This is a genomic window from Nonomuraea sp. NPDC003560 (assembly GCF_042878785.1).
Classification (GTDB): domain Bacteria; phylum Actinomycetota; class Actinomycetes; order Streptosporangiales; family Streptosporangiaceae; genus Nonomuraea.
This window is the reverse complement of the sequence record NZ_JBIAOF010000017.1, coordinates 61178-77132: the sequence shown is the minus strand read 5'-3', so window position 1 is coordinate 77132 and position 15955 is coordinate 61178. Positions and strand designations below refer to the sequence as shown.

Sequence of the window (15955 nt, the reverse complement as noted above, 5' to 3'; positions counted from 1 at the left end):
TGCCTTCACCCGGTTCGAGCAGCCCGGCGCAGTGCGCTCAGCTCTCCGAGAGCCGGTCGAAGAGGGTGAGCGCCGCCTGGCGCACCTCCTCCGGGGTCAACCCGTCGAGGGCCTGCCGCGCGTCGGCGATGTCACGCGTCGTGGCCAAGGTGATGGCCACGGACGAGGCCGCGGCACGGTCGATCGATCCCGTCGGGGCGGCGTCGGCCAGCTGCTGGGCGCTCGCGGCGAGGTCGAGGTTGTCTCTCAACGGATCTCCTCGGACGAAGTCGGCTTCGCACATTTCATCACTTTGCGTCGCCCCACATCCACCATTTGTTGAATTCGAGGCGTTATGCCCTGAGCGGGTCGTGCCCGACGGACATGAGCTCGCGCCGCGAGTCGTCGTCCGTCCGGTCGCCCATGGTCTCGACCAGCTCGATGACCTGACGCATCACGTCCAGGTCGGCCTTGGTCAGGTCGCCCTTCCGCTTGCTCAGGACGTGCAGCACGCCCCTGCCCAGCTCGTCGATGCCCATGTCGGGGTCGGGAGGGAAGCCCTCCTCGTCCGAGGCGTCGGCGAGCAGGTAGCCGCGCAGCTCCTCTGAGTTCATGTTGACCGCCCGGTGGAACTCGTCCCAGAGCGTGTCCGTGTCGAAACCCTCAGTCATATGGGCCGCCTACCCGCCCGACCCTCGCGTTACGCCCCGGGAACGGTCAGCCCCGACTCGTAGGCCGCGATCACCGCCTGCACCCGGTCGCGCAGCCCCAGTTTGCTCAGCACGTTGCTGACGTGCGTCTTCACCGTGTGCTCGCTGACCACCATGGCCTCGGCGATCTCCGCGTTGGACAGGCCGCGCGCGATCAGCTGCAACGTCTCGCGCTCCCTGGCGGTCAGCGACTCCAGCGTGTGCGCGGGGGCGGCGGTCGTCGCGGGACGGGAGGTGAACTCGGCGATCAGCCTCCTGGTCACCGTGGGCGCGAGCAGCGACTCGCCCGCGGCCACGACGCGCACCGCGGTCACCAGGTCGTCCCGCCGCACGTCCTTCAGCAGGAACCCGCTCGCGCCCGCGCGCAGCGCGTCGAACACGTAGTCGTCCAGGTCGAACGTGGTCAGCATCAGCACCCGGCAGGCGGTCTCGGCGCACACGATCCTGGCCGCCTCGATGCCGTCCATCCTGGGCATGCGGATGTCGAGCAGCAGCACGTCCGGCTCGTGGGCCCGTACGGCGGCCACGGCCTCGACCCCGTCGCCCGCCTCGGCCACCACCGAGATGTCGGGCTGGGCGTCGAGGATCATCGCGAACCCGCCCCTGACCAGCTCCTGGTCGTCGGCCACCACGACGCGCACGCTCATCGGCCGGCCCCCAGCGGCAGCCGCGCCGACACCGCGAAGCCGGGCCCGTCCGCGCGGGGGCCGGCGGTCGCGCTGCCGCCGCAGGCCGCGGCCCGTTCGCGCATGCCGATCAGGCCGTTGCCGCCCGAGGGCAGCGCGGGCCCGCCGCCGCGCCCGTTGTCCGTGACGTCGATCATCAGGTGGTCGTCCTCCCAGGTGAGCCGGATCTCGGCGCGGTCGGCGCCGGAGTGCTTGACGATGTTGGTGAGCGCTTCCTGCGTGATCCGGTAGGCGGCCAGCGCGCTGTCGGGGCCGATCGGGCGGGGCTCGCCGGACTCGGCGAAGCGCACGTCCAGGCCGGTGCCCGCCACCTGGCCGGCCAGCGCGGGCAGGTCCGCGAGGGTCGGCTGCGGCGTCCGCGGCGCCTGCGGCTCGTCCTCCTTCAGTACGCCGAGCATGCGGCGCAGCTGCACCATCGCGTCCCGGCCCGCGGCGGCGATGGCGTCGAAGGCGGCCTCGGCCCTGGCCGGGTTGCTGCGCACCACGACGGGCCCCGCCTCGGCCTGGACCACCATGAGGCTGACCGCGTGGGCCAGGATGTCGTGCATGTCGCGGGCGATCCTGGCCCGCTCGCGTTCGGCCGCGCGCTCGGCTTCCAACTGACGCTCCCTTTCGAGCCGGGCCGCGCGCTCGGCCAGCTCGGCGGCGTGGGCGCGGGACGTGGCCGCCGCGCGGCCGATGGCGTAGGCGGCGGTGAACAGGGCGACCCCGCGCATCGCGGTCTCCCACGAGCCGACGGAGGCCAGGCCGCCGACGAGGGTCACGACGAGCATGACGACCCTGGGCAGGCGGGGCGAGTACGCGGCGACCGTGTAGAAGGCGACCAGGGCGCCGTACCAGATGGGCTGGCGGGCGACGTTGTCGGCGAAGTCGTAGAGCGCGCCCACGACCAGGCTGGTGATCAGCATGGTCACCGGCCACCGGCGCCGCCAGACGACGGGGAGCGAGGCGCCGATCGCGATCACGTACCCCCACCAGTCCCAGCTGCCGCCCTGCGAGTCATGGCTGGAGATCAGCGGCCAGACCTGGACGAGGGCGATCAACAGGGCGAGCGCCCCGTCCACCCAGAGGTGGGGGAGCGCTCGAAGCCGGCGACGGAGGACGTCGACAAGCGTCAGATCGGACACAGGGTCCCATTCTTCCTCACGCATGGACGAGCACGGGCCGGGCGCCGGCCTGGGCCTGGCGGCGGGCCAGCGGCCAGAACGACACCAGCATGCACACGGCGCCGAGCGGGATCAGGTCCTTCTCCAGGATCGGGATGGCGAAGTCGAGCATGACCAGGACGGGGGTCCAGAGCTTGACCTGCCGCCGCGCGGCGAGCTGGACGACCAGGGCCAGCTGGGCGACGTAGAACAGGACCGGGCCGGCGGCGTAGACCGCGAGCGACACCCCCGGAACCGCCTGGACCTGGTCGAACAGCGGGGACATCGCGTCGTGGTCGGCGGCCATGAACCCGACGACGATGTCGATCGCGAACTGCGCGGCCGCGCAGGCGATGCCCACCAGGCCGACCACGAGGCTGGTGGTGGCGATGCGGTTGCGGCCCAGCATCCGCCACATTTCCCGAAATATCACGATGAACAGGGCAAGAGCGGCAAGAAAGGCGAGATGGCCGGCCGTCCAGGCCAACCCCGGCCCTCGGCTCCCGTCCAGGCCGTCGACGATCCGGAACACGCCGTACGACAGGACGAGCAGCGGGGCGGCCACGAAGGCGGCGCGGGTGTTCATCAGGAGGTCTCCTCAAGGGGCGGGGCGATGCACTTATCCTGCGGTTTTCCGCTCCGGATGTGATCGCCGGGACGGGCGATCCCGCGCCTCGCTCTCAAGAGGGATGCCCCTCGCTCCCACGCCCCACAAGCCTGCCGAACGCGCCCACATGCCCGCCGACCGCCCCCGCACGCTGCCGACCGGGCCCTACAGGCATGCCGACAACACGAGTCGGCTTGACAACCGATATTGTCGGTGCCATCGTCGGCCGCACACCGCGCCGGGCCGTGACAGGGAGACCGCCATGCCGCACGAGTTCGAGATCCGCCACGAGATCCAGCTGGACGCCGCCCCCGACGTCGTCTGGCAGGCCATCGCGGAGGGCCCGGGCATCGACTCGTGGTTCATGGGCCGTACCGAACTGGAACCGCGCGAAGGCGGCCGGGGCACGCAGACCTTCGGCGACGACGACGCCACCGAGTCGGTGGTGACCGCCTGGGAGCCGGGCAGGCGCCTGGCCCACCGGGGCGTGGAGAACCCCGACGGCACGTTCATGGCCTTCGAGTACCTGCTGGAAGCCCGCGGCTCGGGCAGCACGGTGCTCCGCTTCGTCCACAGCGGCTTCCTCGGCGACGACTGGGAGTCGGAGTACGACGACCTGGAGCGCGGCGACCTCCAGTACCTGTACAAGCTGGCCGTCTACCTCAGGCACTTCCCCGGCAGGATCTCCACCCACAACCTGTTCCTGGCCGGCCCGTGCGCGTCGGAGGAGCGGTTCTGGGCCGCGCTCGGGGCCGCGCTCGGCGTCGCCGGCCGTCCGGTGGCGGGGGAGAAGGTGACGGTCGCGATCGAGGGGCGTTCGCCGGAGCGGGGCGTCGTGGAGTGGGTGACCGCTCCGGGCACGTTCGTGGCGGTCCGTACGGACGACGGCCTGTACATGTTCGTCCAGGGACGCGGCATGGCGGTGGTGGAGCACCACGCCTACGCCCCGGTGGACGGCGAGGCCCTGGAAGCCGCCTGGACCCACTGGCTCGCCACCGTCTCCGCCTGACCGCCCGCCCTCAGGCGAAGAACCCCCCTGACCGCCCGCCCTCAGGCGAAGAACTCCCGCAGCACCGGTGCCAGGGCCTCCGGATTGACGATGTGGGTCTGCCCGTCGAGCGTGCGGTAGTCGGCCGCGGGCAGCGCCTTCGCCAGCGCGCCGACGGAGTTGCGCATCCACTGCGGGCTCTTCCCGCCGTCGGCGACGAGCGTCGGGACGGTCACCGACGCCCACGCGCCCTCCGGGTACGGCACGCCCCGCTGGTGCGGGAAGACGAGCGCGGTGTCGTACGGCAGGGTGTGCGCCACGGCCTTGAGCGTGGCCCACGCGGGCATGAACCGCATCATTGCCACCACGATCGCCGGCAGGCCGACCCCTTCGCGCATGAACATCCTGACCGCCTCGGCCCGGCGGCCGGCGGCCACCAGCGCCTCCAGGCGTCGCGGGTAGTCGTCCTTGAGCGGGGGGCGGGTGCCGTCCACGACGAACGGGGGCTCGTACAGGGCCAGGCGCTCGACGGGCAGGCCGTGCTGGACCGCGGCCAGGGCGAGGGCGGCTCCGGAGGAGGTGCCGTACAGGCGGACCGGGCCGCCGGCCTCCTTGACGAGCGCGGCCAGGTCCTCGACCTCCCGTTCGAGGGCGTACGGCTGGGTGTCGCCGCTCTCGCCCCGTCCGCGCCGGTCGTAGGTGTAGACCGTGAAGTCGGGGGCGAGCGCGTCGGCCAGACCGCCGTTGATGCTGGAGCCGCGGAAGCTGAGTGCGCCGTCCACGAGGATGACCGCCGGGCCCTGGCCTGCGCGTTCGTACGCGATGGGGGTGCCGTCCGCGGAGTTGATCATGCTGCTCATGGTGTTCCTCCGTTTCGTGGTGCCCACGCTAGCTACCGACAAATAAAATTGTCAAGAAATCTTTTGGGAGAAGACGTACTGATACGGGTACCTCTGCGCTCTTACCTGGTGGAGTCGTCCCGAGCGCGGGGGAACGCCGGGGCGGCTCCCACATCGCGTGCCGCGAAAAGGAGGGGACGGCACGTGCCGCAGACGGGGGCGGGCGGTCTGCCAGCCGCACGCCCCGGCCGCGGCACGTGCCGTGGGCGCCGTCCCCTCGGCGTCGGCTACGTCGCCGGGACAGTGACCGGCCCGCTCCCGGACGCCTGCGGCCTGCGGCCGAGCCGCCGTACCGGCCCGATCACCAGCAGCGCCGTCACCACGCCGACCGTCACCAGGGCCGAGCCCAGCATGAAGACGCGCGGCTCGACCAGCGCGGTGACCGGGCCGGCCAGCGCCTGCCCGACCGCCATGCCCGCGACCGACCCGGCCACCTGGTAGGCGTTGACCCGGTTCAGCACGTCCGGCGCGACCTGGGTCTGCACGGTGGTCGACCACATCACCGACCAGAACGCCATGGCGCACCCCCCGAGCAGGTGCCCGGCCATCAGCAGCGGCAGCGGCAGTCCGAGCGCGACCGACAGCGGCACGGCGACGTACCCGATCAGCGCCACCGCCCCCGCCGCCAGCGGCCTGCGCGGCTTCAGCCGGATCGCCACCAGCCCGCCCAGCACGGTCCCGAGACCGAGCGCCGCCATCACCCAGCCGTAGTCGGCCCCGATGACCTGGGACGACAGCGGCACGTACGGCCCCACCACCAGCACGCCCCAGAACACCCAGACCAGGATGACCGACCACATCCAGCTCCTGGCCTTGAACTCCTCCCAGCCCCTGCGCAGGTCGCTCAGCACGTCGGACGGCTCCGGCGTGGGCACGGCGACCCGCACCAGCAGCAGGCACACCGCGCTGACCAGGAACGTCGCGGCGTCCACGGTGTAGACGAAGACCGGCCCGGCGGCCACGACGAGGATCCCGGCCAGCGCCGGCCCGACGAGCTGGGTGACCGCCTCGGCGATCTTCAAGGTCGCGTTGGCCCGCTGCGGATCCTCGGCGACCAGCGGCACCATCCCGTTGACGCACGGTTCGAACACCCCGGCGGCCATGCCCGACAGGAACGCCATCGCCAGCAGCAGGGCGAACGGCGGAGCCCCGTCGAGGAAGGCGACGGCCACGACCGCCTGGGTGACCACCCTGACCACGTCCGCGCCGATCATCAGGCGCCGGGGCCCGATCCGGTCGGCGACGACCCCGCCGAACAACATGACCAGCACGGCCGACGCGGTCCAGAGCGCGAGCACGAAGCCGACGCCGGCGATCCCGTAAACCTTGCCGATCGCCAGCGCCGAGGCGACGGGCATCATCGCGTCGCCGAGCAGCGAGATCGTGCGGGCCCCGAAGTAGAGGGCGAAACTCCTCGTCCACATGAGCCCTAATTCTGGATTTTTCCAGATCAGAGCACCGGTGTCCCAAATGACATCATTGGGTACATTTGCGCCATGCCCCTGGACTGCCCCGAGACGCCTCCGGCCCCCGTGAGCCCGCACCGCGTGGTCGCCCTGGTCGCCCCCAACCAGGAGCTCTATCCCGTCACCTCGGCCTCGGCCGTCTTCGGCTACCAGGGCCCCGACATCCCCCAGCACTACAGCTTCACGCTGTGCGCCGAGCGGCCGGGCTCGCTGCCCACCACCCTCGGCGTCCCCATGCAGGTGGACAGCGGTCTCGAAGCCATCGACGAGGCCGGCACCGTGATCGTCGCGGGCTGGACGCTGGTCCCCTCGCCGGCCGTGCTCGACGCGGTGTCCCGGGCCCATTCCCGCGGGGCGCGGATCGTCGCCGTCTGCGCGGGCATCTTCATCCCCGCCGCCCTGGGCCTGCTGGACGGCCGCCGCGCGTCCGTCCACTGGGAGCTGTCCGGTGAGCTGGCCGCCCGCCACCCGCGCGTCATCCCCGACGACACCGTCATCTACGTGGACCACGGCGACGTCGCCACCGCCGGAGCCTCGGCCGCCACCCTCGACCTGTGCCTGCACCAGGTGCTCCAGGACCACGGCGCGGCCCACGCCATGCGCATCGGCCGCCAGCTCGCCGCCGGGCCGCACCGCGAGGGCTGCCAGCGCCAGTACCCGCCGCTGCCCACCGCGGGGCCCATGCCGGACTCCCTGGCCCCGCTGCTCGAATGGCTGCTCGGCCGCCTGCCCGACCACGTCACCGTCGAGGACATGGCCGCCTACTCAGGTGTCTCCGCGCGGACCCTGACCCGGCAGTTCGCCGACCAGCTCGGCGTGCCGCCGGCCCGCTGGCTGCTGGAACGCCGGCTGGCCGCCACCAGGGCGCTGCTGGAGGAGACGGACCTGCCGGTCGAGACGATCGCCACCCGCGTCGGGCTCTCCTCGGCCGTCAACCTCCGCCGTCGTTTCCACACCGCGCTGCGCACCACCCCGGCCGCCTACCGGCGCTCCTTCCGCTGACGGGCGGCGACCGCCGTCAGGCCGCGTGCCAGGGACGGGCGGGCTCGGTCTCCTTGGCGGCGTCCGCGACGCGCACCGCGTACGTCGGGCGCTCGGCGCCGGGCACCGGGCCGAGGTAGGAGTGGCCGGTCAGGTGGCACCACGCGGGCAGGTCGACGGGCGCGGCGGGGTCGCTGGCGATCAGGTGGATCACGGCGCCGGGACCGGCGCGCAGCACGTGCCCGCGCAGCTCGATGAGCAGTTGCACGCACATCTTGTCGCCGCCGTCGATCACCAGATCAGGTTCGGGCATGCGTATAGGAAACCACGCGTCGCCGTCGAGTAGGTTGAGGCCTGTCCTGGCCCCGTGAGGGGCCGGAGCAGGCGTCGGACGGTAACGGCCCGGACACAACGGGCGGATTATCCCAGTAAAAGGGTCATAATCCTGTTCAAGTGTTGGGGAAGGCGGTGATGAGATGACCGGGTTCACCGAGATCGCCGAAGAGGCCGGGCCGGCGGAGAGCCACGGGACCGGGCGCGGCTCCGCGGGCCGGGGCGCTCGGCTCGCGCGCGTCACGGCCGTCGTCCTGGCGGTGGCCTCGCCGGTCCTCACGGTCGCCGCGCTGCTCGTCTACGCCCGCCTGCCGGAGGCGTGGACGCCGCTGAGGACCGCCTCGCCCCAGACGGCCGCCGCCCTGACCTTCCCGGCCGTCGGCGCGTTCCTGATCTTCCACCGGCCGCGGCTGAACATGGCGTGGCTGATGGTCGCGGGCGGCATCGCCGCCGCCGTCAGCGACCTGTCCAGCGCGATGATGTTCCGGCTGGCCGCCGACGGCGACCTGGTCGCGGCCGGGCTCGTACGCTTCCCCGCGCAGGTCGGGTGGGCGGTGTGCGGCCTGGCGCTCACCATGCTGCTGCCGCTCTACTCGCCCGACGGGCGGCTGCCCTCGCCGCGCTGGCGGTGGGTGCTGCTGCTGGGCGCGTTCTCGCTCGGGCTCGACCTGGCCCGCTCGGTGTTCCGGCCCGACCCGCCCCCCGGCAGCTACCCCTATCCGGCCGTCATCCCCAACCCGCTGCAGATCCGCGCGCTCGGGCCGTACGTCGAGGCCGTCTCCATGGTGGCCTGGACCGGCATCTACGTCGCCATGGCGCTGACGGCGCTCTCCCTGGCGCTGCGGCTGCGCCGGGCCGACCCGGTGGGCAGGCGGCAGATCGGCTGGCCGCTGTTCGCGTTCGCGGGCTACGTCGTGTTCCTGATCATGGCCGCGTTCGTGCCGACTCTCCTGTGGCCGAGCATCGTGTGGGCGGCGCTCATCCCGGTCGCGGTCGCGTTCTCGGTGACCCGCTACCGGCTCTACGGCATCGACACGGTGATCAGCCGGGCCTTCGTCGCGGCCGGGCTGGTGGCCGTGGTGAGCGCGGTCTACTTCGGCGCGGGCGCGCTGTCCAGCCTCGTGGTCTCCGGCTACGACGAGATCGCGGGCATCGCCGCCGCGCTGTTCGCCGGCGCGTTCTTCCAGCCGCTGCGGCACGTGCTGCAACGCGCCGTCGACCGCCTCCTGTACGGCAGCGTCGGCGACCCCGCCGTGCTGGCCGAACGCCTGACCCAGGCCGTCCGGCGCGGCGACCCGGCCAAGGCGCTGACCTCCGTGGTCAGCGTGCTGCGCGACGGGCTCGCGGTCGAGGGCGTGGCCGTGGAGGTCGCCGACGGCGAGCCGCGTTACGTCGAGAGCGGCCGGGTGGGCGCGGAGCCCCGCCAGGTGCCGCTGGTGTGGCACGGCGAGCGCGTCGGCCGCCTGTTCGTCGGGCCGCCCGGCCCGCGCCGCTTCCCCGCCGCCCACAACGAGCGCGTGCTCACCACGCTCACGCCGTACGCCGCCGACGTGGCGCACGCCGTGCGCATGGCCGCCGACCTGCAGCGTTCCAGGGAACGCATCCTGACGGCCAGGGAGGAGGAGCGCCGCCGCCTGCGCCGCGACCTGCACGACGGGCTCGGCCAGACCCTCTCGGCCATGGCCATGACCATCAACATGGCCAGGATGAGCCTGAAGAAGTCCCCCGACGCCGCCGACGAGCTGCTGCGCGAGCTGCACACCGGCATGGGCGCGGTCACCGACGACATCCGCGAGCTGGTGTACGGCCTGCGCCCGCCCGCGCTCGACGACCTCGGCCTGGCCAGAGCCGTCCGCGAGCTGGCCGGCCAGTCCTCCCCGGACACCGAGATCGAGGTGGAGGTCGAGGGCAGCCTGACCGACCTGCCCGCCGCCGTCGAGGTGGCCGTCTACCGGATCGTCCAGGAGGCGCTGACCAACATCCGGCGGCACGCCAGGGCCTCCCGCGCCCGCATCGTGCTCCAGCGGGACTCCGTGCTGCGCGTGCTGGTCGCCGACGACGGCCGCGGGCTGCCCGCCGCGTACAGCGCGGGGGTGGGCCTCGGCTCGATGCGGGAACGGGCGGCCGAGCTCGGCGGCATCTGCGTCGTCAACAGCGGGCCGGGCGCCGGGACGCGGGTCGAGGTCATGCTGCCCCTGGGCTCGGCCGCGAAGGAGCCTGTCAGGCCGCCGCGCGCGGGCCGCTGAACGCTTAGCGGTGCCAGGCAAAATTAACCGAGAGTAGTTTTGATCTCACCCTTGGTGTGGAACATGGTGAAGTATCACCTCATTCCTCACGGAGGACGTGCCTTGCCCCAGCACACACCCCGCCTGGTGATGTACTACCGGACCCACTGCGACGGCGGCCTCTACGTCTCCCCGCTGCCCCTGATCGAACGGCGTACCGGCCTCACCCACCTCGTCGTCGCCACCGTGGAGGTCGGCGCGGACGGCGACGTCCGCCTCAACGGCGCCCCGCCCGACTGCCCCGATCTCGCCCAGATGTGGGACGACGTGCAGGTCACCCAGGTGTACGGCGCCCGCGCCCTGGCCATGATCGACGGCCTGGACCGCCTCGACCACGACTTCGGCGCCTGCTACCCGCCGCTGCGCCGCCTGCTCGCCCGCCGCCGCCTCGACGGCGTGGACCTGCGCCTGACCGCGCCCATGTCGCCGCCCGGCCTCGCACGCCTGATCGACCGGCTGCGCGCCGACTTCGGCCCGGCCTTCCTGATCGCGCTCACCCCGTCCGCCGCAGTGGACCACGACCAGGTCTTCCGCGACCGGGGTGCCGACCTCGCCTGGCTCAACCTGCCGATGTACGGGGGCTCGCGCAGCCTGGCCGACCCCTGCGACTACGACGCCGTGCTCGCCGGGGGAGTGGTGCCGGCGGGCCAGCTGGTGGCCGGGGCGGTCACCACCCCCGACAACGGGGGCGGCGGCTACGTCGAGATCGACCGCCTGGCCGCCACCGTCGCCGAGCTGCTGCACCGGCATCCCGGGATGGGCGGGGTGAGCGGCTGGGAGTACTACAACGCCCTGCCCGGCGGCACGGACGCCCCCTGGCAGTGGGCCGAACGCGTCGGCGCCGCCCTCAAGCTGACCCGCAAGCCCTGACCTTCCGAGCCCCTTGGAGGGCCCGGTCAGCGTCGCCGGCGCTTCTGGGCGCCCGCCGTCTTGCCCGGCTTGCGGGGCTTCCTGGGCAGGCGTCCGCGCTCGCCCGGCGGCCGTACGTGCACCCCGCGCCACCGCTGCAACGCCACGCGCGCGGCCGAGGCCACCCGGGGCGCCGGATGGTGCTCGATGAGGAAGCGCAACATCGGCGTCGTGTAGGGGTGGTCGCTGCACGTCATCATGCCGAGCATGCTGAGCACGTCGTCGACGTCGAGGTTGCCGGAGAGCTGGAGTATCGACTCGGCCGGGCCGCCGATCTCCATCGCGGCCACGGTCATGTCGGCGTACACCCAGGCCACGTCGACGGGTGCGGGCGGGACGTCGTGGTCCTCCTTCTCCCGGGCCCTGATGAGCGCCCCCAGCCGGGGCACCTCGCGCAACGCGGCGGCGATCTCCTGACCGGGCCGGCCGAGGTCCTCCAGCAACACGGTCAGGCCGACGGCCCGGCTCAGCGGGCTGACGTCGAGCAGGACGTCGGCGATCTCCTCGGCGGCCCGCGCCGGATCCCGCCCGCCCAGCCAGACGCGCACCTCCTCGGCGCGTTCGTCGTCGTCGTAGGTGCGCAGGGCCCGCAGCAGCGTGGGGGCGTCGGCGCCGGCCGTGCCGCCGTGGACCGGGATGTCCTGGCCGATGAGGGTCTTGAAGAGGTCGAGCGCGCTCCAGGTGCCGAGCGGGGTCAGCGACACCGACGAGCCCTCGCGCCGGATCAGCCGCAACCAGGCCAGCTCGTCGGCCGCCTCGTCGGTCAGCTCGGGGATCTCCGCCACCGGCAGGGCGTCGCGGTGGCTGAGCAGCATCAGCAGGGTGCTCGTGCCCGCGTCGAGCGCCGCGGCGTCGGCCTCGGGGGAGAACAGCGAGTAGAGGATGTCGCCCCACGTGTCCAGCACGTCGTCGGCCGGCCCCGACCTCAGGGTCTCGACCGCCGGGCCGGTCGTGACGGTCCCGTCGCGCACGTCGATGAGCCGGCTGTCCTCGGCCACGCCCCAGAGCCGCCCCTGCTCGGGCCGCGCCGCCCCAGGCTCACCGGCGGCGGAGGCGAGGCGGAGCAGGTCGTGGACGACCGGCGTCGCCCGGACCACGGCCGCGAGGTCGTCGGCCGGGAGGAGGCGCACCGGCGGCTGGAGGGTCACGGGCGGCAGCAGGTCCGCTTGATGGAGGAAAGAGTCCACGGTGGGTAAGGTTACTGTCTCATTGCGTGACGATGCCCGCTCTTTGCCTTCACGGGCGGCCGGAAAACCCCTCGGATTCTGTCGGTGGCCGGTGATACAAACGGGTCCGATGTCCGCCCGCCCTCGGCCAAGGGGTTTCACCGTGACCAGCGGCAGTTCGGAGTTCTCCGTCGAAGGCCCGCGCTACGACCGGCGTGGGCCGGTCCGCTGGCTCTGGTCCCACGTGCGCCGCCATCCGCTCCCCCTGACGGGCTTCCTCGGCGGCTCGCTGGTGATGGTGGTGCTCAACGCGCTGGTCCCCCAGCTCACCGGCTCGGCCTTCGACGCGGTGCTGAGCGGCCGGGGCACGTCCGCCGCCGCGCTCGGCCTGGTCGCCCTGGCGCTGCTGGCGGTGGTGTCGGCCCGCGGCCTGTTCGACCTCGTCGCCCGGCTGAGCAGCGAGATGCTGGCCAAGCGGCTCGAACGCGACGCCCGCGACGAGCTCTACGCCGGCCTGCTCGGCAAGAGCCAGACCTTCCACAACCGGCAGCGGGTGGGCGACCTGATGGCGCGCGCGGCCAACGACATCCGCCAGCTGTCCATCATGATCAGTCCGGGCGTCGACCTGATCGTCGACTCCGGGCTCACCGGCCTGGTGCCCCTGGTGTTCATCGCCGCGATCGACCCGCGGCTGCTGCTGGTGCCTGTGGTGTTCGGGGTGCTGTTCGGGTTCGCGCTGCGCCACTACATGGGGCAGCTCAACCCGGTGGCCACCCGCATGCGCGACGAGTTCGGCGACCTCAACGCCGGGCTGAGCCAGGCGGTGCGCGGCATCGAGGTCATCAAGGTGACCGCGCAGGAGGAGCAGGAGCGGCTGCGCTTCCGCGCCAACGCCCGGCGCTACCGCGACTCGTTCGTGCGCAACGGCCTCGTCCAGGCCCGCTACCTGCCCACGTTGCTGTTCGCGTGCGCCATGGCGGGGGCGTTGTGGCACGCGCTCCACCTCCACGCCGCCGGCGCGATCACGATCGGCGACCTGGTGGCCTTCATGGGGCTGATGGGCATGCTGGGCTTCCCGACCCAGATCTCGATCTTCACGTTCTCGCTGGTGCAGATCGGCATCGTGTCCTCCCGCCGGATCCTCGACATCGTCAACGCCGAGACCGAGCTGGAGCAGCCGGTCGCCGGCCACGTCGCGCCCATCGGGGGCGAGATCGTCTTCGCCGACGTCACGTTCGGCTACGGCGAGGGCGAGCCCGTCCTGCGGGGGGTGACGTTCACCGTGCGGCCGGGGGAGACGGTGGCGATCGTCGGCGAGACCGGGGCGGGCAAGAGCTCGCTGACGAAGCTGGTGCCCCGCATCTACGACGTCACCTCGGGCCGGATCCTGGTCGACGGCGTCGACGTCCGCGAGTGGGACCTCGACTCGCTGCGCTCCCAGATCTCCACCATCGAGCAGGACGTCGTGCTGTTCTCGCGGTCCGTGGCCGAGAACATCGCCTTCGGCCTCGGCCAGCGGGCCGACCGCGCCGCCGTGGTCAAAGCGGCGGAAGACGCGCAGGCGGCCGAGTTCGTGGCCGAGCTCGACGACGGCTACGACACCGTCATCGGCGAGCGCGGCCTCACCCTGTCCGGCGGCCAGCGCCAGCGGCTGGCCATCGCGCGGGCGCTGCTGACCGACCCGGCCATCCTGATCCTCGACGACTCCACCAGCGCCATCGACTCCGCCACCGAAGACCGCATCCAGCAGGCCATCGAGCGCATCCAGGAAGGGCGCACGACGCTGCTGATCACCCACCGGCTCTCCCAGATCCGCTGGGCCGACAAGGTCCTGCTGCTGCGGCGCGGCCAGGTGGCCGGCTTCGGCACCCACGACGAGCTGATCGCCGGCAGCCCCCTCTACCGCCGCATCTTCTCCCACTACGACGAGGTCACGGCCGATCAGGGCGCGCTCGACGAGCAGGAAAGGGTCCACTGATGGGCTTCATCATGGACGGCCTCGACGCCGAGGACTACGACCGCACCTACTCCGACCGTGACCTGACGCGCCGGATCCTCGCCTACTTCCGCCCCAAGCTGGGCGCGATGTTCCTGGTGGCGGCCATGATCGTGCTGGTGTCGGCGGCGCAGGCGGCCCTGCCGCTGCTGGCCAGCCAGGGCGTCGACGCCATCCAGGACGGCACGATCGCCGATGCGGGCCCGCTGCTGGCCGCCGGCATCCTGCTCGCCGGCGCGCTGAGCTGGGCCTTCAACTTCGTCCGCCAGTGGTACAGCGCGCGGGTGACCGGCGACGTCGTGCTGCGCCTGCGCGAAGACGCCTTCGACGCCGTGCTCGAACGCGACCTGTCGTTCTACGACGAGACCCCGTCGGGCCGCATCGTCAGCCGCGTCACCTCCGACACCGACGACTTCGCCACGGTCTCCACCCTGACGATGGACCTGATCAGCCAGGTGCTGATGGTGGGGTTCGTCACCGTCCTGCTGTTCCTGCGCAGCGTCGAGCTGGCGCTGCTGACCCTGCTGGTGGCGCCGGTCGTGATGGGCATGGCGCTGCTGTTCCGGCGGCTGGCCCGGTCCAGCACGCGGCGGGCCCAGCGGTCGCTGAGCCGGGTCAACGCCAACCTCCAGGAGACCATGGGCGGCATCGCCGTGGCCAAGAACTTCCGCCAGGAGCGGCAGGTCTACGACGAGTTCCGGCCGGTCAACGAGCAGAGCTACCGGGTGACGCTGCGCCAGGGTTTCGTCTTCTCGGCCATCTTCCCCCTGCTGTTCCTCGTGGCGGGGCTCGCGACGGTCGCGCTGGTCCAGCTCGGCGGCACCGCGGTGCTGGGCGGCGGCCTGTCGGCGGGCGACTGGTACCTGTTCCTGCAGGGCGTGTCGCTGTTCTGGATGCCGCTGACCTCCATCGCCGCCTTCTGGTCGCAGTTCCAGCAGGGCCTGTCGGCCTCCGAGCGGGTCTTCGCGCTGATCGACGCCCCGCCCCGGGTGGTGCAGACCGGCTCGGCCGACCCGGGCAGGCTGGCCGGGCGCATCGAGTTCGACGACGTCACCTTCGGCTACGACGCGGCCCACCCCGTGCTCCGCCGCTTCGACCTGGTCGTCGAGGCGGGCGAGACGGTCGCGCTGGTCGGCCACACCGGCGCCGGCAAGTCCACGCTGGGCAAGCTGATCACCCGCTTCTACGAGTTCCAGGAAGGCCGCCTGCTGATCGACGGCCACGACATCCGCTCGCTCGACCTCGGCGCGTACCGGCGGCAGATCGGCGCGGTGCCGCAGGCGCCGTTCCTGTTCAGCGGCACGGTCGCCGACAACATCCGCTATCCGCGTCCCGACGCGGGCGACGACGAGGTGCTGGCCGCGGCGGCCGCGGTCGGCGGCGGCGACTGGATCGAGGCCCTGCCCCACGGCCTGGCCACCGACGTGGGCGAGCACGGGCGGGCCCTGTCGATGGGCCAGCGGCAGCTCGTCGCGCTGGCCCGCCTGCTCATCCAGGACCCGGCGATCGTCGTCCTCGACGAGGCCACCGCGAGCGTCGACCCGCTGACCGAGGCCCAGATCCAGGAGGGGCTCGACGTGGTGCTGGCCGGCCGCACCTCGATCGTCATCGCCCACCGGCTGTCCACGATCGAGCACGTCGACCGCATCATCGTGCTCGACCACGGCCGGATCGTGGAGGAGGGCGACCACGCCTCGCTGCTGGCCCGCGGCGGCCGCTACTGCCAGGTCTACAACACCTACTTCCGCCACCAGTCGCCCGACTACCGGCCCGACAGCGGGTTCGTCGCCGTCGGCGAGACCTGA

The 15955-nt window shown here is 72.4% G+C and carries 15 protein-coding genes; 6 read left to right on the top strand and 9 right to left on the bottom strand.

Translation table 11 applies throughout. The features are described 5' to 3' along the window. Positions 1 to 37 precede the first annotated feature (37 nt). The 5 genes from ACFYUV_RS45950 to ACFYUV_RS45930 all read right to left on the bottom strand — a co-directional run bounded on the left by ACFYUV_RS45950 (position 38) and on the right by ACFYUV_RS45930 (position 3106). Positions 38 to 250 (bottom strand): hypothetical protein, encoded by a 213-nt coding sequence (locus ACFYUV_RS45950; RefSeq protein WP_352323140.1) that lies wholly within the window; start codon positions 248 to 250, stop codon positions 38 to 40. Between the two features lie 82 nt (positions 251 to 332). Then, positions 333 to 650: a DUF3140 domain-containing protein gene (locus ACFYUV_RS45945; RefSeq protein ID WP_387681184.1), complete on the bottom strand. Its 318-nt coding sequence runs from the start codon at positions 648 to 650 to the stop codon at positions 333 to 335. A gap of 29 nt (positions 651 to 679) precedes the next feature. Next, complete coding sequence (locus ACFYUV_RS45940; RefSeq protein ID WP_357976348.1) at positions 680 to 1336, bottom strand: response regulator transcription factor; 657 nt, start codon at positions 1334 to 1336, stop codon at positions 680 to 682. Further along, positions 1333 to 2502 carry a sensor histidine kinase gene (locus ACFYUV_RS45935; RefSeq protein WP_387681181.1) on the bottom strand — a complete coding sequence of 390 codons (1170 nt, stop codon included), beginning with the start codon at positions 2500 to 2502 and terminating at the stop codon, positions 1333 to 1335. The genes ACFYUV_RS45940 and ACFYUV_RS45935 overlap by 4 nt, the downstream gene beginning before the upstream one ends. Positions 2503 to 2518: 16 nt before the next feature. Next, the gene (locus ACFYUV_RS45930) at positions 2519 to 3106 is read right to left on the bottom strand and encodes a hypothetical protein (protein ID WP_387681177.1); all 588 of its coding nucleotides are present in this window, start codon (positions 3104 to 3106) and stop codon (positions 2519 to 2521) included. A gap of 283 nt (positions 3107 to 3389) precedes the next feature. Between ACFYUV_RS45930 and ACFYUV_RS45925 the strand changes: the two genes are divergently transcribed. Then, positions 3390 to 4136 carry an SRPBCC domain-containing protein gene (locus ACFYUV_RS45925; RefSeq protein WP_387681174.1) on the top strand — a complete coding sequence of 249 codons (747 nt, stop codon included), beginning with the start codon at positions 3390 to 3392 and terminating at the stop codon, positions 4134 to 4136. 41 nt (positions 4137 to 4177) lie between these two features. Here ACFYUV_RS45925 and ACFYUV_RS45920 read toward each other — a convergent pair whose 3' ends face one another. Then, entirely contained in the window at positions 4178 to 4975 is a 798-nt protein-coding gene (locus ACFYUV_RS45920) for an alpha/beta fold hydrolase (RefSeq protein WP_387681172.1), read from the bottom strand. A 266-nt stretch (positions 4976 to 5241) separates the two neighbouring features. Next, positions 5242 to 6438 carry an MFS transporter gene (locus ACFYUV_RS45915; RefSeq protein ID WP_387681169.1) on the bottom strand — a complete coding sequence of 399 codons (1197 nt, stop codon included), beginning with the start codon at positions 6436 to 6438 and terminating at the stop codon, positions 5242 to 5244. A gap of 72 nt (positions 6439 to 6510) precedes the next feature. On the opposite strand from ACFYUV_RS45915, the gene ACFYUV_RS45910 reads away from it, so the two are divergent. Continuing rightward, the gene (locus ACFYUV_RS45910) at positions 6511 to 7482 is read left to right on the top strand and encodes a GlxA family transcriptional regulator (RefSeq protein WP_387681166.1); all 972 of its coding nucleotides are present in this window, start codon (positions 6511 to 6513) and stop codon (positions 7480 to 7482) included. 16 nt (positions 7483 to 7498) lie between these two features. Here the strand turns inward: ACFYUV_RS45910 and ACFYUV_RS45905 are convergent, their stop codons facing one another. Continuing rightward, on the bottom strand, positions 7499 to 7774 hold the full coding sequence (locus tag ACFYUV_RS45905; RefSeq protein ID WP_358298869.1) for a sulfurtransferase TusA family protein: 276 nt from the start codon (positions 7772 to 7774) through the stop codon (positions 7499 to 7501). Between the two features lie 163 nt (positions 7775 to 7937). Here ACFYUV_RS45905 and ACFYUV_RS45900 point away from each other — a divergent pair, with 163 nt between their 5' ends. After that, positions 7938 to 10040 carry a histidine kinase gene (locus ACFYUV_RS45900; protein ID WP_387681162.1) on the top strand — a complete coding sequence of 701 codons (2103 nt, stop codon included), beginning with the start codon at positions 7938 to 7940 and terminating at the stop codon, positions 10038 to 10040. A 102-nt stretch (positions 10041 to 10142) separates the two neighbouring features. Next, positions 10143 to 10949: a hypothetical protein gene (locus ACFYUV_RS45895; RefSeq protein ID WP_387681160.1), complete on the top strand. Its 807-nt coding sequence runs from the start codon at positions 10143 to 10145 to the stop codon at positions 10947 to 10949. A 26-nt stretch (positions 10950 to 10975) separates the two neighbouring features. Here ACFYUV_RS45895 and ACFYUV_RS45890 read toward each other — a convergent pair whose 3' ends face one another. Further along, positions 10976 to 12175, bottom strand: coding sequence for a hypothetical protein (locus ACFYUV_RS45890; protein WP_387681157.1), 1200 nt, complete (start codon positions 12173 to 12175; stop codon positions 10976 to 10978). A 142-nt stretch (positions 12176 to 12317) separates the two neighbouring features. On the opposite strand from ACFYUV_RS45890, the gene ACFYUV_RS45885 reads away from it, so the two are divergent. Together ACFYUV_RS45885 and ACFYUV_RS45880 are read left to right on the top strand one after the other, a co-directional pair. Further along, entirely contained in the window at positions 12318 to 14132 is a 1815-nt protein-coding gene (locus ACFYUV_RS45885; protein ID WP_387681154.1) for an ABC transporter ATP-binding protein, read from the top strand. After that, positions 14132 to 15955 (top strand): ABC transporter ATP-binding protein, encoded by a 1824-nt coding sequence (locus ACFYUV_RS45880; protein ID WP_387681152.1) that lies wholly within the window; start codon positions 14132 to 14134, stop codon positions 15953 to 15955. The genes ACFYUV_RS45885 and ACFYUV_RS45880 overlap by 1 nt, the downstream gene beginning before the upstream one ends.

What these genes read in the sequence shown, in the direction of transcription:
- ACFYUV_RS45925 (WP_387681174.1), top strand. Translation starts at nt 3,390, where the DNA reads ATGCCGCACGAGTTCGAGATCCGCCACGAGATCCAGCTGGACGCCGCC.
- ACFYUV_RS45880 (WP_387681152.1), top strand. Translation starts at nt 14,132, where the DNA reads ATGGGCTTCATCATGGACGGCCTCGACGCCGAGGACTACGACCGCACC.
- ACFYUV_RS45940 (WP_357976348.1), bottom strand. Translation starts at nt 1,336, where the DNA reads ATGAGCGTGCGCGTCGTGGTGGCCGACGACCAGGAGCTGGTCAGGGGC.
- ACFYUV_RS45945 (WP_387681184.1), bottom strand. Translation starts at nt 650, where the DNA reads ATGACTGAGGGTTTCGACACGGACACGCTCTGGGACGAGTTCCACCGG.
- ACFYUV_RS45915 (WP_387681169.1), bottom strand. Translation starts at nt 6,438, where the DNA reads ATGTGGACGAGGAGTTTCGCCCTCTACTTCGGGGCCCGCACGATCTCG.
- ACFYUV_RS45920 (WP_387681172.1), bottom strand. Translation starts at nt 4,975, where the DNA reads ATGAGCAGCATGATCAACTCCGCGGACGGCACCCCCATCGCGTACGAA.
- ACFYUV_RS45905 (WP_358298869.1), bottom strand. Translation starts at nt 7,774, where the DNA reads ATGCCCGAACCTGATCTGGTGATCGACGGCGGCGACAAGATGTGCGTG.
- ACFYUV_RS45910 (WP_387681166.1), top strand. Translation starts at nt 6,511, where the DNA reads ATGCCCCTGGACTGCCCCGAGACGCCTCCGGCCCCCGTGAGCCCGCAC.
- ACFYUV_RS45900 (WP_387681162.1), top strand. Translation starts at nt 7,938, where the DNA reads ATGACCGGGTTCACCGAGATCGCCGAAGAGGCCGGGCCGGCGGAGAGC.
- ACFYUV_RS45930 (WP_387681177.1), bottom strand. Translation starts at nt 3,106, where the DNA reads ATGAACACCCGCGCCGCCTTCGTGGCCGCCCCGCTGCTCGTCCTGTCG.